Genomic DNA, 23,335 nt, shown 5'->3' with positions numbered 1-23,335 from the left:
AATTAACTTAAGTTAAATTTATGAACGCATCTGAACTGAGAGGTCTCCAGGCGCTTCGTGGCCTGGCGGCATTGAGCGTTATGCTTTTTCATTTTCGCTGGAATCTTAACGACGTTTATCCTGGCGTCGGCGATCGTCTCTTCGGCTGGGGCGCGACCGGGGTCGATCTGTTTTTCCTGATTAGCGGCTTTGTGATCACGCTGACAATGCAGCGTACTCCCACCGGCATACCGGGTGCTGTCCAGTTTTTAAAGCGCAGGCTATTACGGATATTTCCGGCGTATTATATTATTTTGCTGATCACCTTCTTATTATCCGGAGCAATGAGTATCTTTCATTATCCTGATAAATTAGCCAATTTAATTAGCGCCCTATTATTTCAGCCAATTTATCCCGACCACGCGCCATTTTATGTCGATGACGGGGGAATGTATGGCATTCGCTGGACGTTAAATTATGAAATCTATTTTTATTTGATTGCTGGGCTATCGATTATCATGCCGGGGCGCTGGGTTGGCATTGTGTCTTATTTCCTGCTGACGTTGTTTTTATTGCCGGTGATGAGCGGGTATGCTTTTACGCTTTCTCCACAAGGTTACCCTTACGCGTCGCCCTTAATGGGGTTGATCACTAACCCTATGATTTTTCTGTTTCTGGAAGGCATGTTATTCGGGTTGCTGTATCCCTTGCTGAAAAAAGCACCTGCCAGGCTCATGACTGCAATTTTTATTGGCAGCGTCATCCTTGCGGTGGTGATGTTTAGCAATAATCAGCTAACCGGGCATGGCGTAACGCGTTCAGGGCTGGTGTATGTATTTATGCTGATGAGCGTTATTGGCGCTGAAAAAGCCATTGGCAAATATGTGCCTCGCAGCCTTGTAGCGTTGGGGAATATCTCCTTTTCGCTTTATCTTATCCATACGTTGATGAATACCGGTATTGGCAAGCGCTTTGAAAGCATAGGGATTGAATCCGGCGTGACGCGTTTTGCGCTGTCTGTGGTGTTGTCACTGATTCTCGCCTGGCTGTCCTGGCGATACATTGAACAGCCATTTTATGCGAAGCGTAAAGGGGCAGGGAAGCGGGTGATAGCGGCAGAGAATTGATTGTCGCGCGGCGGCTCTTTTCGGGCTGCCGCTTGAAAAAATTGTCAGGATGTAGAAAAGCAAAAACCCGCCTTGTGGGCGGGTTCTTTAAATAGTGGTGCCCGGACTCGGAATCGAACCAAGGACACGGGGATTTTCAATCCCCTGCTCTACCGACTGAGCTATCCGGGCAACGGGGCGAATTAAACCGTAAAGGCCGCATGGCGTCAACGGCTTTGTCATAAAAAATCGGTAAATCTGTGTTGATTGCCTGCTTTTCATGCAAAATCCGCGAAAGCGAACGTTTTCACGTCAGGGCACCGCCGAGACGGCACTGGGCGAAGCGCAGAATATCTTCCGCCAGATGGCGAGCGGTATCCACATCAGCCTGGCTGCGTTTTACCAGCAGGCGGCTCAGGCAGCCTTCCAGGATCAGCTCCATCTGCTTTGCGACCATCGTTGGGTCGTCCACTTCCAGTTGCGTAAGAAGCGCATGCGTGTAATCCAGCGCCGCTTTTTTCTGGCGGTCGGCAATCTGGTGGATCGGGTGCGAAGCATCAGGATAAAAAGTGCAGGCAGCGATAAACAGACAACCCGGATAGCGGTTCTGGCTGACGCACTCGGTCAGCGCCTGATAGCGGTACAGCAGCTTCTGCTCAATGCTGAGCTCGTCATTATGAAGCAGTTGCCTGCGCCAGGCTTCAACCTGCTCATTCAGGTGACGCAACGCGTCATAAAACAGCGCCTCCCGGTCGGGCCAGAAGCGCACCATCTCCTCAGCGGGATAATTCGCTCTGGCGGCCACCATCTCCAGCGTGGTGTTGGCAAGCCCCTTTTCTTCTAACACATGCAGGGCATGCTCAAGTACTTGTTCGCGTTGCACGGTTCACTCCTCCGTTCGTCCCAACGGTTATTTCCACCCCAAGTGTTGTTTACCGGGCCAGATTGTGCAAATGCGCGGTAAAATCAGCGGCGTTCATAAAGCCGGTGACGCGCTGCTGCGGTTGTTCCTGACCGTTAGTATCAAAGAACAAAATGGTCGGTAAACCCAGCACCTGGAGATGTTTTAACAAGGCCACATCCTGAGGACTGTTGCGGGTAACGTCCGCCTGTAGCAGCACGGTGTTTTCCAGCGCGCGATGCACATCAGGATGGCTGAAGGTGTATTTTTCAAACTCTTTGCACGCTACGCACCAGTCGGCGTACAGATCCAGCATTACCGGTTTCCCTTTCGCCTGCGCCAGTGCGCTGTTCAGGGAATCAATATCGGTAATACGTGTAAAATTGAGATGGGCCTGAGCCGTCTGTACTGGCGTATCGAACGCCCAGTCCTGCAACGGACGGGCGGCAACCAGCGCAGCGCCAAGCAGAACGATTTGCACCACGCGCATCCAGCCTTTTTGGCTGTTAAGCGAGGTGATAAACGCCCAGCCGAAGAACGCGATGCCCAGCAGGCTCCACAGGCGTAATCCCCAGGCCTCGCCAATCACGCGTTCCAGCAGGAACACGGGCAGCGCCAGGATCACAAAACCAAACGCGATTTTAACCTGCTGCATCCACGGGCCGCTTTTCGGCAACAGCCGGTTGCCGAACACGGTCACCAGAATCAGCGGCAGCCCCATGCCCAGCGCGTAGAGATATAACGTCCCGCCCCCCAGCCAGAGATTGCCGCTCTGGGCGATATACAGCAGGATGGCGCTCAGCGGTGCCGTCGTGCACGGCGAGCAAATCAGCCCGGCAATCGCGCCCATACTGAACACGCCCGCCAGCGAGCCGCCCTGTTGACGGTTGCTGATAAGCGTCAGGCGCGTTTGCAGCGAAGAGGGCAGTTGCAGCGTGTACAGGCCAAACATCGACAGCGCCAGGGCGATAAACGCCACCGACAGACCAATCAAAATATAGGGATGCTGAAGCGCGGCCTGGAACTGCAACCCGGCGGCCGCCACTATCAGGCCCAGTGCCGTATAGGTGAGCGCCATCCCCTGAACATAGACAAATGACAGCCACAGCGCGCGCGCCGTCGACAGGCGCTGTTTGCCCCCTAAAACGATGCCGGAGATCAGCGGGTACATCGGCAGAACGCAAGGTGTAAACGCGATGCCGATGCCAATCAACAACGCCCACAGTGCAGAGAAGGGGAGTTGCGACGGTTTCTCTTGTGGCGTGGTAACCGGCGCGGGGGCAAATTCACCTGGCGCGACCGCATTAAGCGGCACCACTTTGGTTTCCGGCGGATAACAGAAGCCCGCTTCGGCGCAGCCCTGGTAAGTCACGCGCAGGGTCGCGCCCTGTGCCGCCTCGGTAATCGGCAGCGTAACGGATAACTGTTGTTTATAAATTTCAGATTTGCCGTAAAACTCATCTTCATGCCACTCGCCGGCGGGAAGATCCAACGCGCCGACCGTGGCCTGGGCAGGCGTCACGCTGATTTGCTGGCGGTAAAGATAGTAGCCGGATTTAATTTGCCAGTTCAGCCCCAGGCTGTTGCCCTGTTGCTGGAAGTCAAAAGCGAAGGCGCTGTCCACCGGGACAAACTGGCTTTTCTGGGAATCGAATAATCCGGCGTAAACCTGGGTGCTGCAAAACAGCAGAATTAGCGTAAGGATGCGTTGAGCCATGACAGGTAATCACTCTCTCCGTGGAGCACTGGCAAAACCAGTAATTCAGGTGTCTGGTAAGGATGATGGGACTTCAGACACGCCAGCAGCGCGTCCTGACGCTGGGTATCGCTTTTCAGCAGCATTTGCACTTCATACTCCTGCTCGAGCTTCCCTTCCCAGTAATAGAGCGACGAGGCGCCAGGCAGTAGCGTGACGCAGGCGGCGAGTTTTTCGCTCAAAACTTTTGTCGCCAGTTCTTGTGCGGTGGCTTCATCCGGGGCGGTGCAGAGTACTACGACAGCGGTGGGCGTGGTCATAATCATCCTCGTCTCAGTGAAAGCAGGCACTATATCACGGGCAAGGGGCAGGGATAATGAAACGGGCCGCGATGCGGCCCGTATTTACTTTTGATGACAAGGGTTATGATTACAGCACCATACCGCCCACGATAAAGCCGAGGATCACGCACAGCGCGATGGCAACAACGCCCGGGATCAGGAAGGCGTGGTTAAACACGTATTTACCGATACGGGTTGAGCCGGTGTCGTCCATTTCGACTGCCGCCAGCAGCGTCGGGTAAGTCGGCAGCACGAACAGCGCGGAAACCGCAGCGAAAGAGGCAACAGCGGTGAGCGGGCTAACGCCCAGCATCAGCGCAGCCGGCATCAGGGCTTTGGTGGTCGCCGCCTGGGAGTAGAGCAGGGTAGCCGCGAAGAATAGCACCACCGCCAGCAGCCACGGGTAGCTGTTCAGCAGGTCGCCCGCCACAGCCTGGATGTCTTCAATGTGATGTTTAACGAAGGTATCGCCCAGCCACGCCACGCCCAGCACGCAAATACAGGCGCTCATACCGGATTTAAACGTCCCTGCGTTGAGGATGTCGCCGGTGTTGATTTTGCAGGTCAGGCAGATCAGGGTCGCCACGGTAAGCATGAATACTACGATCGCTTCGTTACGCGGCAGCACCGGATTCGCGATCAGGCCCACGGTCGGGCTGATGGCGGTGGCATACAGCATAACGGCCACAATACCGATCAGGAACAGCATCACAGCGCGTTTGGCGTGCGGTTTGATAACAAACGCCTGCGTGCCGCGCAGGCTGACTTCGCCACGGGCTAAACGCTCCTGGTAAACCGGATCGTCTTTCAACTCGGCACCCAGGAAGTTACACAGTACGGCAGTCAACATTACGGCTACCAGCGTCACCGGAATACAAATGCCCAGCAGCGTCAGATAGCTCACGCCCAGCGGCTCAAGGATACCGGCGAAGAACACTACCGCTGCAGAAATCGGCGACGCGGTGATCGCAATTTGCGAAGCGACAACGGCGATAGACAGCGGACGGGAAGGGCGGATGCCCTGTTCTTTCGCCACTTCGGTGATGACCGGCATGGTGGAGAACGCGGTATGGCCGGTCCCTGCCAGGATGGTCATAAACCAGGTGACCAGCGGTGCAAGGAAGGTAATGTATTTTGGATGACGGCGAAGCAGTTTTTCCGCAAGACTCACGAGGTAATCCATCCCGCCGGCAACCTGCATTGCAGCGATAGCGGCGATAACCGCCATGATGATCTCGATAACGTCAAACGGGATTGCCCCGGGTTTAATTTGAAACATCAGGGTCAATACCAGAACGCCCAGACCGCCAGCAAAGCCAATGCCTATGCCGCCGAGCCGGGCACCGAGGTAGATCGCCAAAAGGACTATGACGAGTTCAGCACCAAACATAATGCGCTTCCTTGTATTTTAACGAGTTGATAATAAGTTGTTGTATTTTAGTATCCGCCAGAAACGAAAAAGGCACGTCACAAGTGACGTGCCTTTCGCAGTATTACGAAGAACTATTACTGTTCGCTTTCATCGGTGTAACGTTTTGCCTTATAAGCCGGGTGCATCAGATTATTCACGGAAAAAATATCGTCAAGCTCTGCTTCAGTGAGCAGACCACGTTCAAGGACGACTTCGCGCACGCTCTTACCGGTTTCGGCACAGATTTTCCCGACAATATCGCCGTTGTGGTGGCCGATAAACGGGTTCAGGTAGGTGACGATACCGATTGAGTTATAAACGTAGCTTTCACAGACTTCTTTGTTTGCGGTGATACCGTTAACGCATTTTTCCAGCAGGTTGTAGCAGGCGTTAGTCAGAATGTGAATTGACTCAAACATGGCTTCGCCAATTACCGGCTCCATCACGTTTAGCTGCAACTGACCGGCTTCAGACGCCATCGTTACGCAGGTGTCGTTACCAATCACTTTGAAGCACACTTGGTTAACCACTTCCGGCACAACCGGGTTCACTTTCGCCGGCATGATGGAAGAACCGGCTTGCAGTTCCGGCAGGTTGATTTCATTCAGGCCCGCGCGTGGACCGGAAGACAGCAGACGCAGGTCATTACAGATTTTAGAGAGTTTGACCGCCAGACGTTTCAGGGCGCTGTGTACCATTACGTAGGCGCCGCAGTCGGAAGTGGCTTCAATCAGGTCTTCCGCAGGAACCACCGGTAGGTTAGACACTTCAGCCAGTTTCTGTACCGCCAGATGCTGGTAGCCGTCCGGGGTATTCAGGCGAGTACCGATGGCGGTTGCGCCGAGGTTCACTTCCAGCAGCAGTTCTGAGGTACGCAGCAGGTTTTTAGTTTCTTCGTTCAGCAGCACGTTAAACGCATGGAATTCCTGGCCGAGGGTCATCGGCACCGCGTCCTGCAACTGGGTGCGGCCCATTTTCAGGATGGTTTCGAACTCAACGGCTTTGCGCTGGAATCCATCGCCCAACTGGTTGATCGCGTCTACTAATTTAACGATGGAGGCGTAAACCGCGATGCGGAAGCCGGTCGGGTAGGCGTCGTTAGTGGACTGGCATTTGTTAACGTGGTCGTTTGGATTGAGGTACTGGTACTCGCCTTTCTGATGTCCCATCAGTTCCAGGCCAATGTTCGCCAGCACTTCGTTGGTATTCATGTTTACAGAGGTGCCTGCGCCGCCCTGGTAAACGTCTACCGGGAATTGATCCATGCATTTCCCGTTGTTCAGCACTTCATCACAAGCAGCGATGATGGTGTTCGCAATACTTTTAGGAATGGTTTGCAACTCTTTGTTGGCCATTGCGGCCGCCTTCTTCACCATCACCATTCCGCGAACGAATTCCGGTATGTCGCTGATTTTGCTGTTGCTGATGTAAAAGTTTTCAATCGCTCTCAGAGTATGTACGCCGTAATAGGCCTCCGCTGGAACTTCCCTGGTACCCAACAAGTCTTCTTCGATACGAATGTTGTTTAACATGTGAACCTTCTTTCTCAAGCTGACGAATGTTTTACCAAACTCACAGAATATATGTGGTTATGGAGGATTAACGACCGACAAATATCTCCTTATTCGGTCTGATACCCATGATCATATGCTGTTATCCGCGAAAAGCCGTAATCTGGATCACTTATTATGGGCGTTGTTGCATTACATTTATTAATCTGTGAAATAGGTCACCGGTTAACAATTTCTAAAAAAAATGTCTCGGCAATCCGATTGAAAACTGGCGATGGCGTCGCCATTTCCTGATGATGCGTGAGCAAACTTATTCCTACAGGCGCGTCAGCGCCTGTTTTATTCACAGGAGAACACTGTGCGTTGGTTACCTTTTATTGCTTTTTTTCTCTACGTTTACATTGAGATTTCGATTTTCATCCAGGTTGCCCATGTGTTCGGCATCTTTATGACGCTAGTGCTGGTGATATTCACGTCGGTTATCGGGATGTCGCTGGTGCGCAATCAGGGATTCAAAAATTTCATGCTGATGCAGCAGAAAATGGCGGCGGGCGAGAGCCCGGCGGTAGAAATGATCAAAAGCGTCTCGCTGGTCATCGCCGGTTTCCTGCTGTTGCTTCCCGGCTTCTTTACCGACTTTCTCGGCCTGTTGCTGCTGCTCCCGCCGGTACAAAAGCATCTTACCCTCAAGCTGATGCCGCATTTGCGCTTTAGCAAAATGTCTGGCGGCTTTGGCCCTGGCGGCAACAGCGGTCAGACTTTCGACGGCGAGTACCAGCGTAAAGACGATACTTCGAACCGCCTCGAAGACCGCGATCGCGACGATCGCTAAAAAAGTTAAATTTTTTTCTTCTTCCCCCCTTGAAGGGGGGAAAACCTAACCCCATCTCTCAGGGCACCAGCCGGAAACCCAGTGGGTTTCGGCGTTACCCGAAAACTAATACGGACTTTCTCAAAGGAGAGCTCTCAATGAATATTCGTCCATTGCATGATCGTGTGATCGTCAAGCGCAAAGAAGTTGAAACCAAATCTGCTGGCGGCATCGTTCTGACCGGCTCCGCAGCGGGCAAATCTACCCGTGGCGAAGTACTGGCTGTAGGCAATGGTCGCATCCTGGAAAATGGCGAAGTGAAGCCGCTGGATGTGAAAGTTGGCGACATCGTGATTTTCAACGATGGCTACGGCGTGAAAGCAGAGAAGATCGACAATGAAGAAGTGTTGATCATGTCTGAAAGCGACATTCTGGCAATTGTTGAAGCGTAATTACACGCGTTAACTCACTGAACGAACGAATTTAAGGGAAAGAAACAATGGCAGCTAAAGACGTAAAATTCGGTAACGACGCCCGTGTAAAAATGCTGCGTGGCGTAAACGTACTGGCAGATGCAGTGAAAGTGACCCTGGGCCCGAAAGGCCGTAACGTGGTTCTGGATAAATCTTTCGGTGCACCGACCATCACCAAAGACGGCGTGTCCGTTGCGCGTGAAATCGAGCTGGAAGACAAGTTCGAAAACATGGGTGCGCAGATGGTGAAAGAAGTGGCCTCTAAAGCGAACGACGCTGCGGGCGACGGCACCACCACCGCAACCGTACTGGCGCAGTCCATCATTACTGAAGGCCTGAAAGCGGTGGCTGCGGGCATGAACCCGATGGACCTGAAACGTGGTATCGACAAAGCCGTTCTGTCTGCAGTTGAAGAGCTGAAAGCGCTGTCTGTACCGTGCTCTGACTCTAAAGCTATCGCGCAGGTAGGTACTATCTCCGCTAACTCCGACGAAACCGTGGGCACCCTGATTGCCCAGGCGATGGAAAAAGTGGGTAAAGAAGGCGTTATCACCGTTGAAGAAGGCACCGGCCTGCAGGACGAGCTGGACGTGGTAGAAGGTATGCAGTTCGATCGTGGCTACCTGTCTCCGTACTTCATCAACAAGCCGGAAACCGGTTCTATCGAGCTGGAAAGCCCGTTCATCCTGCTGGCTGACAAGAAAATCTCCAACATCCGCGAAATGCTGCCGGTTCTGGAAGCCGTTGCTAAAGCAGGCAAACCGCTGCTGATCATCGCTGAAGATGTGGAAGGCGAAGCGCTGGCGACCCTGGTGGTGAACACCATGCGCGGTATCGTGAAAGTGGCTGCGGTGAAAGCACCGGGCTTCGGCGACCGTCGTAAAGCGATGCTGCAGGATATCGCTATCCTGACTGGCGGTACCGTTATCTCTGAAGAGATCGGTATGGAACTGGAAAAAGCCACCCTGGAAGACCTGGGCCAGGCTAAACGTATCGTGATCAACAAAGACACCACCACCATCATTGATGGCGTGGGTGAAGAATCTGCAATCCAGGGCCGTGTGACCCAGATTCGTCAGCAGATCGAAGAAGCGACGTCTGACTACGACCGTGAAAAACTGCAAGAGCGCGTAGCCAAACTGGCTGGCGGCGTTGCGGTAATCAAAGTAGGCGCAGCGACTGAAGTTGAAATGAAAGAGAAAAAAGCACGCGTTGAAGATGCCCTGCACGCCACCCGTGCTGCGGTTGAAGAAGGCGTGGTTGCTGGCGGCGGCGTTGCGCTGATCCGCGTAGCGTCCAAACTGGGCGAGCTGCGTGGCGCGAACGAAGACCAGAACGTGGGTATCAAAGTTGCGCTGCGCGCAATGGAAGCACCGCTGCGTCAGATCGTGCTGAACTGCGGCGAAGAGCCGTCAGTTGTGGCTAACACCGTGAAAGCGGGCGACGGTAACTACGGTTACAACGCGGCCACCGAAGAGTACGGCAACATGATCGAAATGGGTATCCTGGATCCAACCAAAGTAACCCGTTCCGCTCTGCAGTACGCAGCCTCTGTTGCTGGCCTGATGATCACTACCGAGTGCATGGTTACCGACCTGCCGAAAAGCGACGCGCCTGACTTAGGTGCTGCTGGTGGTATGGGCGGCATGGGCGGTATGGGCGGTATGATGTAATTTAATCTTCATACTTCACGCTGTGGATGCGGCGTGAAGGCGTCGATTAAATAGCAATTACGCTTAAAATGTGAAACCCCCAGTCAGAAATGGCTGGGGGTTTTTCTTTTGTTCATGTTTTTAGTATAAGGTCTTACGGATAAGAGTTGTCCCAGTCTACCAATAACGAGGAATAACATGCGCATTACAGTCTCAGCGGGAATGGTTGCGGCGGCGCTGCTGCTTGCAGGATGCAGCACGGGTAATCAGTTATCGAGCGGTGGTCAAAACGTTCGTTTTGTAGAAGATAAACCCGGTGCGGAGTGCCAGTTGCTGGGTACTGCCACGGGCGAGCAAAGCAACTGGCTGTCTGGCCAGCATGGCGAAGAGGGCGGCTCTATGCGCGGCGCGGCTAACGAATTACGTAATAATGCGGCTGCGATGGGTGGCAACGTGCTGTATGGGGTATCCAGCCCTGGCCAGAACCTGCTTTCAAGCTTTGTTCCTACCGCCAGTAAAATGGTCGGCCAGGTCTATAAGTGCCCGAACTGATCAAATTAGCCCGGACCTGATGCGATACAAAAGGGAATGCGTTCCCTTTTGTATGCCGGAAACGTTAGTGTTTTGCCGGGTCGCGAAGTGCGGCGACACACAGACGATGCAGTGAATCCAGGCACTCCTGTTTTGTCAGCTCACTGCCTGACGATGTTATTTCACTACAAAATATCTTGCAGGGACGATCGGCGATCTTTCTTAACCGGCGGCTAAACTTCATCGCGCGTTGAGCAATGCCCTGTACTTCCTGCGAGCCAGACATCACATTGGTTTTAATTACCGCGCCGCAGTAACCGTCATGTTCGGTATTCTGCTGATATTTATAAATCACCAGTAAATATCGATTGAAGAGTGACAATTTCCAGGACTGTGGATTATAGCTGTCATATTCCATCTCGCCGTCTTTTAATAAATCCATATCATACAACGCAATAAAATCGAGCATTGAAGAGACGGTTAATAAAATATTTTTAAAGCCTGCGTTACTAATTGCGAAGATAATTGCACGGATAATCACATCGACCTGATTATCATTAATAACCAGAGAGACTTTTTCAGCCGTCCGGGAAACGATTTCCAGTTCAACGCCGAATGCGTTAACCTCCGCGCTGATTGCCGCAACGCGCGAGGCCTCGTTCGCCGCTTTCAATTCTTCTTGATGTAGAGCGGGCGCATAGCGCAGCATCTCAGGTTGACTGCTTTCCTGCGGTTGCTTAAAAGACTCGGCCCGGCTCTCAAGTACATGCAGTAAATCTTTTAATTGCGGGAGTGAAAATAAAAAAAGGTTTTCCGTCTCGTCGGTACGGCGTATTTTTAACGCCAGAGAAACAAACTGTTTATTGTGGCAAATAACGCCTGAATTAATTCCTTTAATCATGGCTGGCATAGTGACTCTCAAAATAATTACCCCGGGCTATGGCTACAGCACCGGGAGAAATTTGATTAATAGTTTTGAGAAGCTAGCATATCCCTGTGCGTGGAAATAATCCGTTTCCAGATTTATTTCCGCGCCGGGTATTAACGCTGTCGTAACTGTAAATCCAGCGGTGTTTTGCTGGGCTCACCGCCAATTTCACGCGCCAGTTTCGGCACCATATAACCCGAAACCAGCGTCAGCAGTTCGCGCATGATGTTGCGGGCGTCGTCATCGCTGACCAGAAAATGCGCCGCGCCCTGTACATGATCCAGCACATGAAGGTAATAGGGCATCACGCCTGCATCAAACAGCGCGTTACTGAGCGCCGCCAGCGTATGCGCATCGTCATTCACCCCACGCAACAGCACACTCTGGTTGAGCAACGTCACGCCTGCCCGACGCAGTTGCGCCATCGCCGCGCGAAACGCCTCATCAATCTCATTGGCATGATTGATGTGGTTCACCAGGAGTATTTGCAGGTGAGATTGGTCAAAGCGCGCCGTTAGCGCGTCGGTGATGCGTGCCGGGATCACAATCGGCAGGCGGCTATGAATACGCAGCCGTTTGATATGGGCAATGCTTTCAAGCTGGGTGATAAGCCAGTCAAGTTCATGATCTTTTGCCATCAGCGGATCGCCGCCGGAAAAAATAATTTCATCCAGCTCAGGATGCGCGGCGATGTAATCCAGCGCGGCCTGCCAGTTGCGTTTGTTCCCCTGGTTTTCGGCATAGGGGAAATGGCGGCGGAAACAGTAGCGGCAGTTAACCGCGCAGCCGCCTTTCACCAGCAGCAGCGCGCGATTGTGGTACTTGTGCAGCAGGCCTGGCACCACGCTGTGTTGTTCTTCAAGGGGATCGGTGGAAAACCCTGGCGCCATGATGAACTCTTCGCGCGAGGTTAAAACCTGCCGCAACAAGGGGTCGTTGGGGTTGCCTTTTTCCATGCGCGCCACGAAAGCACGCGGCACGCGCAGAGCAAAAAGCCGTCTTGCTTCACGCCCCGCGAGGAGATCTTTTTCGTCTTCCAGATTTAAAACATGCAGAAGCTCGTCAGGATCGGTTATAACATCGGCGAGTTGCGCTAACCAATCTTCTCTGGAAGGGGGGTTTAGGGTTACAATGTCTGCCATTTTTTTGGCTAAGCTACCAGTTAACATATTCAGAGGGCCTTATGGCGACTTATTCTAGCAACGATTTTCGTGCCGGTCTTAAAATCATGATGGACGGCGAACCCTACGCCGTAGAATCCAGCGAATTCGTTAAACCGGGTAAAGGTCAGGCTTTTGCGCGCGTTAAGCTGCGCCGTCTGCTGACCGGCTCCCGCGTAGAAAAAACCTTTAAATCTACTGACTCTGCTGAAGGCGCAGACGTAGTCGATATGAACCTGACTTACCTGTACAACGACGGTGAGTTCTATCATTTCATGAATAACGAAACCTTCGAGCAGTTAGCGGCGGATGAGAAGGCGATTGGCGACAACGCCAAGTGGCTGCTGGATCAGGCTGAGTGCATTGTCACGCTGTGGAACGGCCGTCCGATTGCTGTGCAGCCGCCGAACTTCGTTGAACTGGAAATCGTTGATACCGATCCAGGCCTGAAAGGCGATACCGCAGGTACCGGCGGCAAGCCTGCAACGCTGAGCACCGGCGCGGTGGTTAAAGTGCCGTTGTTTGTGCAGATTGGTGAAGTGATCAAAGTGGATACCCGCTCAGGCGAATACGTATCCCGCGTGAAGTAAATTTTACGTCTGGTTCGCGGCGTGGTTTTCTCCACGCCGCCGTTTGCAGGAAGCTATCGAACGTGAACCGTATTTTTAAACCTCTGCTTGTGACCTTTCTTCTCTCGCTATTGTTGAGCGGCTGTAATACGGCGCGTGGATTCGGCGAAGACATTCAGCATCTTGGCGGCGCTATTGAGCGCGCGGCGAAGTAATCTCTAATTCTCCTAAAAATCTTTACTTAACCTTTACTTCCCAGGTTTTTGGCTATGCTTAAGTAGCTATACACAAAAACATTGGCTATTAAAGGATAAGGTTATGATCAAGAAAACAATTGCTGCGTTCTTTTCATTAGTGGTCCTTTCATCACTGCTGACTGCCTGTAACACCACCCGCGGCGTTGGTGAAGATATTCAGGATGGCGGTAGCGCCATTTCTGGCGCAGCAACCAAAGCACAGCAGTAAGACGGCAAGACGGCGCGGCGCATCTGCTGCCGTGCCGTTATATTTCTGCCAGTTCTGTCCCACGGCGAAATAGCGTAAAGCGATTATCCGCGCCCAGCTTCATTCGAATATTGCGTTTGTAGGTGTAGACCGTCTTCACGGTGATTTGCATGCATTCGGCAATACTCTCGTTACTGTCCCCTTTTTTCCACAGTTGCAGGATCTGCTCTTCGCGTAGTGTTAGCAGCGAGGCGATGTGCCGGGTATCAACTTTGGCATGCGTGCGGGTCAGGGCATTTTGCAGCGCTTCATCCAGCGCTTCCAGCGAACAGGACTTATCGGCGCTGAACCAGATATCCTGGGTGGCGCAATAGTTCTCTAACTGCGTCGATCGCGCGGAAGGCAGCAAAATAAAACGGGTTTTGGCAGAGCTGGCGGCAAAAATGGATGAGAGCTGATCGATATGGTGCAAGTCGTGTAAGAAACCGTAGAAATCGGCAATAACGATATCGGGTTTCCATTTCATGTACTCCCTGGCCCGCAACAGATCGTCTGTGTGAACAACGTCTGTGGATAACGCAGATTCGCTAATGAGTTGGGCCAAACCTGTACGGCTGTAGTAACAACGGTCTATCACTAAAATTTTAGGCATACATGATTTCTGAATACTCTGCGGCTATGTACTAGCCTCCTGGACGCGTCAGCTAATAATAAAGAATAATCCTAAAAATTAACCCGCGAGTTACGCTGAGATACTCCGCTAATTCTGGCGTTAAATGAGGGAGATAACGTAACGTAAAGTAAAGAAGTTGATTTTGGCGGCGCGGATGAGGATGATATGCCACTCTTATCGATACCTGACGGGACGACCCGTTAGCGTTTGTTCAACAGGGGACGGCCCCGCACTATGGAGACCGTTATGTCCTGGATTATTCTACTGATTGCTGGCCTGCTGGAAGTGGTGTGGGCGGTTGGCCTGAAGTACACCCACGGTTTTAGCCGCTTAACTCCAAGTATCATTACCGTCACTGCGATGATCGTCAGTATTGTGCTGCTGTCATGGGCGATGAAAACCCTGCCGACCGGCACGGCTTATGCGATATGGACCGGCATTGGCGCCGTCGGGGCCGCCATTACCGGAATGGTACTCTTAGGTGAATCCACCAGCCCGGCGCGTATCCTTAGCCTGGCGCTGATTGTGGCGGGGATTATCGGCCTTAAACTCAGTACCCATTAAGGTTTCTGCCTGACCCAAATCAGCTTTTCAACTTTGAAGCCCTGCCGGGTCGCGGCGCTTAACATCTGCTGTTTCACCTCGTCGCTGATGGTTGGCGTACGGGACAGTATCCACAGATAGTCGCGATCCGGCCCGCAAACCAGCGCATGTTGATAATCCTTATCCAGCGCAATCACATTATACCCGCCATAGAACGGCCCAAAGAACGACACTTTCAGCGCCGCGCGATTCGGCGAACCGGTGAAATACGCTTTACCAATACTCTGCTGCCACATGCCGCGATCGGGGTTAAACCCGCGGTTAATAACCTGAATTCCGCCGTCATCCATAGTGCTGTACGTGGCGGTGACCTGATCTAAACCGCGTTCAAAGCTGTGGTCGAAGCGGGCGATTTCATACCATCTGCCCAGATAGCGTTTGGCATCAAAGTTTTCCACTACGGTAACGCCTTTCGGCGGAGTCGGGGAGCTACAGGCAACAACCAGAAACGCGACGGCGACAGTGGTGATAATAGGTAGAATGCGCATAGAGATTTCCTTAGACGTTTTTTTCTAAGTGTAGATTGCGTCCCGGAAAACGCGCCCGTGCGGCGCGTTAAGATTTTTGCTCTGCGGCAATCATCGCCGCGACATTCATAATCGCGGCGGGTGGCTGCTGATGGCGGATCTGGTTGGCCATAAAGCGCATATACGGATCCATGTGGCTGAACATCGCCTTGTAACCCGCGCAAAGATGGTTATGCCAGCGTTCACCCACCTGGCGGATGCGGTGTTTCGGACAGCCGCCGTGGCAGGCGAAGCGCCATTCACATTGCTGGCACAGCGATGACACCTGCGCTTTCATCATCCCGAACTTACGCTGCTGCTTGCCGCCCGCCAGCGCGGCCAGATTATCGGTGCGCAGGTTGCCCAGCCGGTGCTCCGGGTACACATAGTGGTCACAGCTGTAGATATCGCCGTTCTGCTCCACCACCAGCCCGAAGCCGCAGGTGGATTGCATCACGCACAGCGACGGTTTTTCCCCAAGCCAGGCGGCCAGCGCGCTATCAAACAATTGAACGTAAACCCGCCCTACGTCGCGACGCACCCAGTAATCAAAGACAGTATTGATAAACGCGCCCCACTGCTCGCCGCTGACTGACCACTCGGTCACCGCGCCGGTTTGCTGTGGATACAGCAGCTCGCCGTATTTTTCGTGAACCGGGCGCTGTTCCACCGCCGGGATAAACTGCACGTGTCTGGCACCCAACTCCTCGGTAATAAACCGATAAATTTCCAGCGGCGCTTCGGCGGTGGCGTTGTTAACCACCGTCAGCACGTTCACCTCGACGCGGTGCTTTTGCATCACCGCCATGGCCTGCACGACCTTGTCGAACACCGACTTTCCGCCGCGCGTTTTGCGATAGCGATCGTGAAGCCAGGCGGGACCGTCAACCGATAACCCGACCAGAAACTGGTTACGCGCCAAAAATTCTGCCCACTGCTCGTCAATCAGCACGCCGTTGGTCTGCATACTGTTACGGATGATTTTGCCGCCCGCGTACTGTTTCTGGTACGCCAGCGCTTGTTGATAAAACGCCAGCCCGGCCAGCGTTGGTTCTCCGCCTTGCCAGGTAAATTCTATTTCCTGCGCCGGGTTGGCTTCGATGTACTGCTTCACGTAGCGGCGCAGGGTATCGTCATCCATATGGCGGGCGGCCTTCTTCGGCTTCAGCGTGCCCTGTTCTTTCTCCAGGTAGAAACAGTAATCGCAGGCGATATTGCACTGGTAGCTGACGGGTTTCGCCATAAGGTGGAATGCTTTATTCATAATCGTCCCGTCCTGAAGAAGAAATGCCAACGCGCGAAAGTGATCTTAATCACCCTTTAGACATTGGGGATTGACAGTGAGCCATGCCTGTAGAAATAATAATTTCACAAACACAAGTTATCAATGAAATTTAATATTCAAATTAATTACACCAACACCAGGGATACACCATGAGCAAACTTTTTGCTGGTGCACAAAATCTGGGCAAGTCGTTTATGTTGCCCATCGCCGTACTTCCCGCAGCGGGTCTCCTGCTGGGGATCGGCGGCGTTTTTTCTAATCCGATTACCATTGAAACCTACTCTCTACTCGACAATGCTGTGCTGCAAGCCATTTTCACACTGATGAAAATGTGCGGCAGCGTGGTGTTTGATAACCTGGCGTTGCTGTTCGCCGTGGGAATCGCGGTCGGGCTGGCGCGCAGCGATAAAGGCACCGCCGGATTAGCCGCCGTGCTGTGCTTTATCGTGATGAACAAAGCCATCAACGCCATGCTGTTTTTAAACGGCACTCTGGCGACGGAAAACTTCGCCGCCGTGGGCCAGGCGAGCGTGCTGGGCATCGTCACGCTGCAAACCGGCGTAATGGGCGGCATTATCAGCGGCCTGCTGACTGCCTGGCTGCATGGGCGATTCAGTAAAACTGAGCTACCGAACCTGCTGGCGTTTTTTAGTGGCTCGCGTTTTGTCCCCATCGTCACCTCGTTTTTCGCAATCCTGCTTGGCGTGCTGCTGTTCTGGATCTGGCCGCCAGTGCAGGCGGGCATCACCCACTTGGGCGGGCTGGTGGAGAAAACCGGTTATATCGGCACGCTGTTCTACGGCATGATCCTGAAATGCCTGATCCCGCTTGGGCTGCATCACCTGTTTTACCTGCCGTTCTGGATGACCAGCGTAGGCGGCGAAATGATGGTCAACGGCCATTTGGTTCAGGGCACCCAGAAAATTTTCTTTGCCCAGCTGGCCGATCCCAGCGTGACGCAATATTACATCGGCGTGTCGCGTTTTATGGCCGGGCGTTTCGCTGACTTTATGTTTGGCCTGCCGGGCGCGGCGCTGGCGATTTACCACTGCTCAAAGCGCGAAAACCGCACCAAAGTCGCCAGTCTGATGCTGTCAGCGGCGCTGACCTCATTTGTTACCGGCATTACCGAACCGCTGGAATTCGCCTTTATGTTCTGCGCGCCGCTGCTGTATGTGGTGCACATCGTGCTGACCGGCGTGGCGTTTATGCTTACCCACGTGCTGGCAATTACCGTTGGGCAGACCTTCTCCGGCGGCCTGATCGACTTCTTACTGTTCGGCGTTCTCCAGGGCAATGCCAAAACCAACTGGCTGTTAATGCTGCCGCTTGGCGCGCTAATGTTCTGCCTCTACTACTTCTCCTTCCGTTTCCTGATCCAGTGGCGTCAGTTGAAAACCCCAGGCCGCGAAGACGAACCCGTTGCTGACGCCGCGCCAGAGCCTGGCGATAAAGCCGCACGCCCGTCAATGATTGTCTCAGCGCTGGGCGGCCGGGAAAACATTCTTGATGTCGACTGCTGCGCTACCCGGTTGCGGGTCACGGTCAAAGAGCCGGGGCGGGTCAAACTGGATGACTTTAAGGCTTCCGGTAGCCGGGGCGCATTCCTGCGTGGCGAGGGCGTGCAGGTGGTATTTGGACCGCATGTCACCCTGATTAAAAACGAAGTGGAAGAGTATTTAGGCCTGTAACGGCGTCGCTTGCGCGGCGAGAGGATTGTATGAAAGCTGTAATGTTGATGTTTGACACCCTGACCCGTCATCACCTGGCCCCGTATGGCGGCACGGCGATCACCCCAAACTTTACCCGGCTCGCCCGCGAGTCGGTGCAGTTCGACAACTTCTTTGTGGGAAGCATGCCCTGTATGCCGGCACGCCGGGAACTGCACACCGGGCGGTATAACTTCCTGCACCGCAGTTGGGGGCCGCTCGAACCCTTTGATTTTTCGATGCCCCAGGCGCTACACAAACAGGGCATCCATAGCCATATGGTCACTGACCATAAGCATTACTGGCGCGACGGCGGGGCGACGTATCACACCCGGTATTCCACCTTCGAGTTTATTCGCGGCCAGGAGGGCGACTGCTGGATTGGTCAGGTCGAAAAACCCACCATCGCCTGGCAGGGCCAGGAAGATCAAGAAACCTTTAAGCGGCGCAGCGGGCGCATGACCCAGGATCTGATCAACCGCTCTGCGATGCCGGGAATTGAAGAACACTATACCCACCGCACCATCAACGCCGGGTTAGACTTTATCGAGACCAACAAAGGCCAGGATAACTGGTTCCTGCAAATTGAGTGTTTCGATCCTCATGAGCCGTTTTTTGTGCCAGAGAAATATCTGACGCAGTACGGCTGCAAGCCCGGCGAGTTCGATGGCTGGGTGCCGTACTACTGCGGCAGCCCCGGCGGCGAGAACGACGAAAAGGTGCGTAAGTTTTACCAGGCGCTGATCACCATGTGCGATGACTATCTCGGCCAGGTGATGGATAAGCTCAAGGCGAGCGGGCTGTGGGAGGACACGCTGTTTATCGTCTGCACCGACCACGGCTTCCTGCTGGGCGAGCACCAGTGGTGGGGCAAAAATATCATGCCGGTGTACAACGAAATCGCCAATACGCCGTTCTTTATTCGCGACCCGCGCTGTAAAGTGCAGGGCGAGCGGCGCAGCGCGCTGGCGCAAACCATCGACATTCCGGCCACGCTGCTGGATTACTTCGGTGTTGAAAAGCCCGCGTCGATGACCGGCCAGTCGCTGCTGCCGGCGGTGCGTAACGATGAAAAAATTCGTGACTACGCGCTGTTCGGCTATTTCGGCGGGCATATCAATATCACCGACGGCCAGTACGTCTATATGCGTGCGCCGCGCGAAGAGAGTAAGCAGCATCTGTTCGAATACACCCTGATGCCGACGCGCATCGACAGCCCGTTTAAAATCAGCGAACTCACCGAAATCACCCTCCACCCCGGCTTTGACTTCACCCAGGGTGCGCAGGTGATGAAAATCCCGGCAAGCTTTTCGTATCTCAATCCGTGGCGCTTCGGCGATAAGCTGTTCAATCTGCAAACCGATCCGCATCAGCAGCACAATATCAATAACGTGAGCTACGCGCTGCATTTCGCCAGGGCGATGATACCGGTATTGCAACAGCACGATGCGCCGGAGGAGTTGTATACCCGCTTCCAGTTGAACCAGCCGACGCTGGAACAGGAGCAGGCGTTCCAGACGTTGTGGCAAAGCGACGCGTGGCTGGCGCAGCGCGGCTATCGCTGCGAACACCGTGGCGTTGCCGAAGCGCTGCAATTTCTGGCTCGGGCACTGGCGGAACAGGGCAACCCTGACGGCGATCTCTTTACCTGCTTCATACCGGAAACGCTGCTGACCGAATCCTCGGTATTTACGGCTATCGATACGCTCTTTGATGCTGAAAAGCAGGCGGCCCTAAATTACCAGGTCCGTTTACTGCTGCGGATTGACTGAGGACGTATGGCGCAAACCTGGACACTGGAAAACCCGCGCTGGCGGATGGCGGTAAGCTCTCAGGGCGCGGAAATGCGCCTGCTGACCGAGAAAACCGCCGCCAGGGAATGGCTCTGGACGCCGGATGACAAGACGTGGAAAAGTACCGCGCCGCTGTTATTTCCGGTGATTGGGCGGTTGATTCATGAGGGTCTGTGGGATGACATGAAATTTTACCCGCTGCCCGCGCATGGTTTTCTGCGTCATCAGGCGTTTTCCTTGCTACAGCATTCACCGACCACGTTGCGCCTTATCAGCCGGGCGACCGAGCAAACATTGAACGTCTGGCCGTTCTTGTTTTCGGTGCAGGTGGATTATCAACTGCTGGAAACGGGCGTGCGGATGACCTGGCGGGTGACCAATCAGGACGGCAAGCCGCTGTGTTTTGCGCTGGGCTACCATCCTGGCTTCGCCCTGCCAGTAGCGAATGAACCCGGCTGGCGCGTAACCTTTGACGATGCAGACGTCACCGGCCCGTTCTATACCCACAACCGGACATTAAGCCTGGCGCAGAACGCTGGCGTGGTGCGCGAATTTGCGCTCATGCCGGAGACGTTTTGTAACGGGGCCGTTTATTTCGCCGAATGCCAGGGAAGCCGGGTCAGCGTGGTGTCGCCTGAAGGCCGGACGGTGCTGCAATGCCGGTTAACTAACCAACCCTGGATTGCGCTATGGGGCGTACCGGGCGCAGATTTATTGTGTATCGAACCGCTGTCCGGCACCACTGACGCGCCGGACGCCTCCGGGCAACAGCGTGATAAGCGCGGAATGCAGTGGCTGGCGGCAGGGGCGGTTTACCAACAGCAACTGGATATTGTTTTCCCGGCAGACGGGGCGCAGTGAGATGGCTAAAATACCTGGCAGTGAATCTTCCAGAGAGCCGTCTATGAGCATCAATAAAGAGAACGTCAGAGTTTATATCGCCAATATTCTGGCGAATCTGGCGGATAAAGATCGTTTGATCGCGGAATTCATCCTGAACAACGCCGGGCGTTTTGTGCAGTTGCCGGTCAAAAAACTGTCCCAGGAGATTGCGGTCAGCGAGGCCACCATCGTGCGGTTTTGCAAAAAAATCGGCTACGGCGGGCTGCTTAACCTGAAAGCGGAGCTACAGCGCGAGCTGCTCGAGGAGAGCGATCTGACGCTGCCCTCATCGCCGGATATTTTTGTCGGCGATTCGCGTAACGATGTGGCGCAAAAAATCGCCATGACTATCGAAACCACGGTGCAGGACACCATCGATCTGGTGGACATGAAAAAGCTCAAAAGCATTGTTGAGCGTTTTATCGCTGCCCGCCGCGTGATGTTTGTTGGTTTCGGCGCGTCCGGCCTGGCGGCAATGGAGGCGCGGGACAAAATGAACCGCATCGGTATTGATTCCGAAGCCTTTACCGACCGTTTCACCATGACCCTGAAGCTGGCAAACCTGAAACCCGATGACCTGGTGGTGGCGTTTTCTCACTCCGGCGAAACCCCGGAAGTGGTCAACGCATTTAAGCTGGCGCAGAAAGCCGGGGCGTTTCGCTTAGCCATTACCCATCGCACCGTTTCGCCGCTCAATGAACTGGCGGACGCTTTTTTACTGACCTGCGGCGAAAGCGCGCGCTATCAGGGGGACTCCATCGGTACCCGCGTGTCGCAGCTGTTTATGATCGAATTCTTATGTACGGAGGTGACCCGGTACAATTTCAGGGATACCGATTCGCCCGGGTTATCGATTAAAGAAATATTGATAAAAGAACGGATTAAGCGTGAATCAACAGGATAAAACGCCTGCCCAGGCGAATGGAAAAGGGCAGTGGTGGTTGTCGGGGAAAACCCCGGATTACCGGTTTACATTGGCCAACGAACGCACTTTTCTGGCCTGGATCCGTACTGCGCTGGCGCTGCTGGCGGGGGCGGTGGGCATTGACCAGTTTTCCCCGCATCTCGGCTCGCCGGATTTACGCTTTGGCCTGGCGATGCTGCTGGTGGCTGGCGGCATTGCGTTAAGCGCCACAGCGTGGCGCAGATGGCGGCGCAATGAGCACGCCATGCGCCTTGAACGCGAACTGCCCTACACGCGTTTTCTGTTCCTGCTCACCGGATTCATGACCCTGGTGGCAATCCTGCTGGCGATCCTGCTCTGGCAGAACGTGCCATGATCGCCCGCGATCCGGGGTTACAGCCGGAACGCACCCGGCTTGCCTGGTCGCGTACCGCTTTCTCGCTGGCGTTGTTTGCGCTGCTCTGCTTTCGTGGCTGGTGCCGCGACGGCAATCTTTTCTATGGCGTTACCACGCTGATTTGCAGCGTAGCGGCGGCGGCTATCCTGTTTAACTGGCATCAACGCGCCGGAAAACAGTTGATTTCGCTGAGTCTGTGCGCCGCCGGAATAGTGCTGTTCTTAAATGCTTTACGTCACGTGATGGCATAAAAAAGGCCTGCGCATCGGCAGGCCTGTTTCACAATGGGTTGTGCTTACAGCGTAATCACGCCAATCAGCGCCACGACGGTCAGGATCGCCGCCAGGCCGTAGAACACCCACTTGCCGTTCGGCACATGAATTTTCAGATCGTGCATGGCGTGGTGGATACGGTGAAGCCCGCACCACAGCGGCAGAACAATCATCAAAAACAAAAATACCCGGCCAATAAAGCTTTGGGAAAATGCCAGTACGCGCTCATAGCCCAGCGCGTCGCCCGGATAGAGACCCAGCGGCAACATAATTCCCACCAGCAGTACGATCACCGGCGCAATAATCGCGCCCCACATACCGCCAGCGCCAAACAAGCCCCAGAAAACCGGCTCGTCGGAACGTTTTGGATTGGGATTAATCACAGGGCCTCCTTACCAGAACAATGCCACAAACAGAATCACCACGGTCACCACGAGGGTGATGCCCCAGAGCCCTTTGATAATCGGCTCTGCTCCCAGTTTTTCACCTTTAACGATGATGTTGGCCGCTTTCGGTGCCAACTCAAACCAGGTTTTGGTATGCAGTACGGCTGCCGCCAGGGTGATCAGGTTAAGGATCACCACAATCGGGTTTTGCAAAAAGCCAACAAAGCCCATCCAGCTTTCCGGGCCGCCTTTCAGCGCGAACAGGCCGTAAATCAGCACGATGCTGAACCATACGGTCGGCACCGCCGTTCCTTCGCGGATCATGTAGAAGCGATAAAAGCCGAGGTTGCGCCACCAGGTCGGACCCATCGTCCGTACATAAGGCTTACGTTTTGTTGTCATCATGCACTCC

General features: G+C 53.9%; 27 protein-coding genes and 1 tRNA gene. 15 read left to right on the top strand and 13 right to left on the bottom strand.

Features of this window, described 5'->3' with window-relative positions:
- Positions 1–20 precede the first annotated feature (20 nt).
- Positions 21–1,106 carry an acyltransferase family protein gene (locus tag ACVV26_RS20185; protein ID WP_474799031.1) on the top strand — a complete coding sequence of 362 codons (1,086 nt, stop codon included), beginning with the start codon at positions 21–23 and terminating at the stop codon, positions 1,104–1,106.
- A gap of 95 nt (positions 1,107–1,201) precedes the next feature.
- Here the strand turns inward: ACVV26_RS20185 and ACVV26_RS20180 are convergent.
- The 6 genes from ACVV26_RS20180 to aspA form a co-directional block, all read right to left on the bottom strand.
- Positions 1,202–1,277 (bottom strand) — tRNA-Phe (locus ACVV26_RS20180).
- A 115-nt stretch (positions 1,278–1,392) separates the two neighbouring features.
- Complete coding sequence (locus tag ACVV26_RS20175; RefSeq protein WP_474799030.1) at positions 1,393–1,968, bottom strand: transcriptional regulator; 576 nt, start codon at positions 1,966–1,968, stop codon at positions 1,393–1,395.
- A 49-nt stretch (positions 1,969–2,017) separates the two neighbouring features.
- Positions 2,018–3,703: a protein-disulfide reductase DsbD gene (locus tag ACVV26_RS20170; protein WP_474799029.1), complete on the bottom strand. Its 1,686-nt coding sequence runs from the start codon at positions 3,701–3,703 to the stop codon at positions 2,018–2,020.
- Positions 3,679–4,002 (bottom strand): divalent cation tolerance protein CutA, encoded by a 324-nt coding sequence (cutA, locus tag ACVV26_RS20165; protein ID WP_474799027.1) that lies wholly within the window; start codon positions 4,000–4,002, stop codon positions 3,679–3,681. Before cutA ends, ACVV26_RS20170 begins: the two co-directional genes overlap by 25 nt.
- 109 nt (positions 4,003–4,111) lie before the next feature.
- On the bottom strand, positions 4,112–5,413 hold the full coding sequence (locus ACVV26_RS20160) for an anaerobic C4-dicarboxylate transporter (protein ID WP_312982251.1): 1,302 nt from the start codon (positions 5,411–5,413) through the stop codon (positions 4,112–4,114).
- A gap of 116 nt (positions 5,414–5,529) precedes the next feature.
- Entirely contained in the window at positions 5,530–6,966 is a 1,437-nt protein-coding gene (gene aspA, locus ACVV26_RS20155) for an aspartate ammonia-lyase (protein ID WP_312982252.1), read from the bottom strand.
- Between the two features lie 337 nt (positions 6,967–7,303).
- On the opposite strand from aspA, the gene ACVV26_RS20150 reads away from it, so the two are divergent.
- From ACVV26_RS20150 to ACVV26_RS20135, 4 genes are all read left to right on the top strand, one after another.
- On the top strand, positions 7,304–7,777 hold the full coding sequence (locus tag ACVV26_RS20150) for an FxsA family protein (RefSeq protein ID WP_474799025.1): 474 nt from the start codon (positions 7,304–7,306) through the stop codon (positions 7,775–7,777).
- A gap of 137 nt (positions 7,778–7,914) precedes the next feature.
- Entirely contained in the window at positions 7,915–8,208 is a 294-nt protein-coding gene (locus ACVV26_RS20145) for a co-chaperone GroES (protein WP_125294674.1), read from the top strand.
- Between the two features lie 47 nt (positions 8,209–8,255).
- A complete protein-coding gene (groL, locus tag ACVV26_RS20140; protein ID WP_474799024.1) occupies positions 8,256–9,902 on the top strand; it encodes a chaperonin GroEL in 1,647 nt (548 codons plus the stop codon).
- A 177-nt stretch (positions 9,903–10,079) separates the two neighbouring features.
- On the top strand, positions 10,080–10,433 hold the full coding sequence (locus ACVV26_RS20135; RefSeq protein ID WP_183169834.1) for a DUF4156 domain-containing protein: 354 nt from the start codon (positions 10,080–10,082) through the stop codon (positions 10,431–10,433).
- Positions 10,434–10,497: 64 nt separating this feature from the next.
- Here ACVV26_RS20135 and yjeJ read toward each other — a convergent pair whose 3' ends face one another.
- Entirely contained in the window at positions 10,498–11,322 is an 825-nt protein-coding gene (gene yjeJ, locus ACVV26_RS20130; protein WP_474799023.1) for a YjeJ family protein, read from the bottom strand.
- 131 nt (positions 11,323–11,453) lie between these two features.
- Positions 11,454–12,482 (bottom strand): EF-P beta-lysylation protein EpmB, encoded by a 1,029-nt coding sequence (epmB, locus tag ACVV26_RS20125; protein WP_474799022.1) that lies wholly within the window; start codon positions 12,480–12,482, stop codon positions 11,454–11,456.
- Positions 12,483–12,523: 41 nt separating this feature from the next.
- Here epmB and efp point away from each other — a divergent pair, with 41 nt between their 5' ends.
- The 3 genes from efp (at position 12,524) to ecnB (ending at position 13,534) form a co-directional block, all read left to right on the top strand.
- A complete protein-coding gene (gene efp / locus ACVV26_RS20120; RefSeq protein WP_312982260.1) occupies positions 12,524–13,090 on the top strand; it encodes an elongation factor P in 567 nt (188 codons plus the stop codon).
- Positions 13,091–13,161: 71 nt separating this feature from the next.
- A complete protein-coding gene (locus ACVV26_RS20115; protein ID WP_409515038.1) occupies positions 13,162–13,284 on the top strand; it encodes an entericidin A/B family lipoprotein in 123 nt (40 codons plus the stop codon).
- Positions 13,285–13,387: 103 nt separating this feature from the next.
- Positions 13,388–13,534: a lipoprotein toxin entericidin B gene (gene ecnB / locus ACVV26_RS20110; RefSeq protein ID WP_002434063.1), complete on the top strand. Its 147-nt coding sequence runs from the start codon at positions 13,388–13,390 to the stop codon at positions 13,532–13,534.
- Positions 13,535–13,571: 37 nt separating this feature from the next.
- Here the strand turns inward: ecnB and ACVV26_RS20105 are convergent, their stop codons facing one another.
- On the bottom strand, positions 13,572–14,165 hold the full coding sequence (locus ACVV26_RS20105) for a LuxR C-terminal-related transcriptional regulator (protein ID WP_493341415.1): 594 nt from the start codon (positions 14,163–14,165) through the stop codon (positions 13,572–13,574).
- 267 nt (positions 14,166–14,432) lie between these two features.
- On the opposite strand from ACVV26_RS20105, the gene sugE reads away from it, so the two are divergent.
- Entirely contained in the window at positions 14,433–14,750 is a 318-nt protein-coding gene (gene sugE / locus ACVV26_RS20100; protein WP_183169828.1) for a quaternary ammonium compound efflux SMR transporter SugE, read from the top strand.
- On the opposite strand, the gene ACVV26_RS20095 is transcribed toward sugE, so the two are convergent.
- Together ACVV26_RS20095 and ACVV26_RS20090 are read right to left on the bottom strand one after the other, a co-directional pair.
- Positions 14,747–15,277, bottom strand: a complete 531-nt coding sequence (locus tag ACVV26_RS20095; RefSeq protein WP_474799020.1) for a lipocalin family protein — start codon at positions 15,275–15,277, stop codon at positions 14,747–14,749. The two genes, sugE and ACVV26_RS20095, sit on opposite strands and share 4 nt — an antisense overlap.
- 67 nt (positions 15,278–15,344) lie before the next feature.
- Positions 15,345–16,559: an anaerobic sulfatase maturase gene (locus tag ACVV26_RS20090; RefSeq protein ID WP_474799019.1), complete on the bottom strand. Its 1,215-nt coding sequence runs from the start codon at positions 16,557–16,559 to the stop codon at positions 15,345–15,347.
- A gap of 170 nt (positions 16,560–16,729) precedes the next feature.
- On the opposite strand from ACVV26_RS20090, the gene ACVV26_RS20085 reads away from it, so the two are divergent.
- The 6 genes from ACVV26_RS20085 to ACVV26_RS20060 are packed head-to-tail and all read left to right on the top strand — an operon-like array spanning position 16,730 to position 22,516.
- The gene (locus tag ACVV26_RS20085) at positions 16,730–18,271 is read left to right on the top strand and encodes a PTS transporter subunit EIIC (protein ID WP_474799018.1); all 1,542 of its coding nucleotides are present in this window, start codon (positions 16,730–16,732) and stop codon (positions 18,269–18,271) included.
- A 29-nt stretch (positions 18,272–18,300) separates the two neighbouring features.
- Positions 18,301–20,061: a sulfatase gene (locus tag ACVV26_RS20080; RefSeq protein WP_474799017.1), complete on the top strand. Its 1,761-nt coding sequence runs from the start codon at positions 18,301–18,303 to the stop codon at positions 20,059–20,061.
- A gap of 6 nt (positions 20,062–20,067) precedes the next feature.
- Complete coding sequence (locus ACVV26_RS20075) at positions 20,068–20,943, top strand: aldose epimerase family protein (protein WP_474799016.1); 876 nt, start codon at positions 20,068–20,070, stop codon at positions 20,941–20,943.
- A gap of 1 nt (position 20,944) precedes the next feature.
- Complete coding sequence (locus ACVV26_RS20070) at positions 20,945–21,868, top strand: MurR/RpiR family transcriptional regulator (RefSeq protein WP_474799015.1); 924 nt, start codon at positions 20,945–20,947, stop codon at positions 21,866–21,868.
- A complete protein-coding gene (locus ACVV26_RS20065; protein WP_474799014.1) occupies positions 21,852–22,244 on the top strand; it encodes a YidH family protein in 393 nt (130 codons plus the stop codon). Before ACVV26_RS20070 ends, ACVV26_RS20065 begins: the two co-directional genes overlap by 17 nt.
- A complete protein-coding gene (locus ACVV26_RS20060) occupies positions 22,241–22,516 on the top strand; it encodes a DUF202 domain-containing protein (protein WP_474799012.1) in 276 nt (91 codons plus the stop codon). Before ACVV26_RS20065 ends, ACVV26_RS20060 begins: the two co-directional genes overlap by 4 nt.
- A gap of 44 nt (positions 22,517–22,560) precedes the next feature.
- Here ACVV26_RS20060 and frdD read toward each other — a convergent pair whose 3' ends face one another.
- On the bottom strand, positions 22,561–22,920 hold the full coding sequence (gene frdD / locus ACVV26_RS20055) for a fumarate reductase subunit FrdD (protein ID WP_312982277.1): 360 nt from the start codon (positions 22,918–22,920) through the stop codon (positions 22,561–22,563).
- A gap of 9 nt (positions 22,921–22,929) precedes the next feature.
- On the bottom strand, positions 22,930–23,325 hold the full coding sequence (frdC, locus tag ACVV26_RS20050; protein WP_474801936.1) for a fumarate reductase subunit FrdC: 396 nt from the start codon (positions 23,323–23,325) through the stop codon (positions 22,930–22,932).
- Positions 23,326–23,335: the final 10 nt, after the last annotated feature.

The sequence above is a fragment of the Atlantibacter sp. MEI4A-1023 genome (genome assembly GCF_056155425.1).
This window is presented reverse-complemented; position numbering and strand designations above follow the sequence as displayed.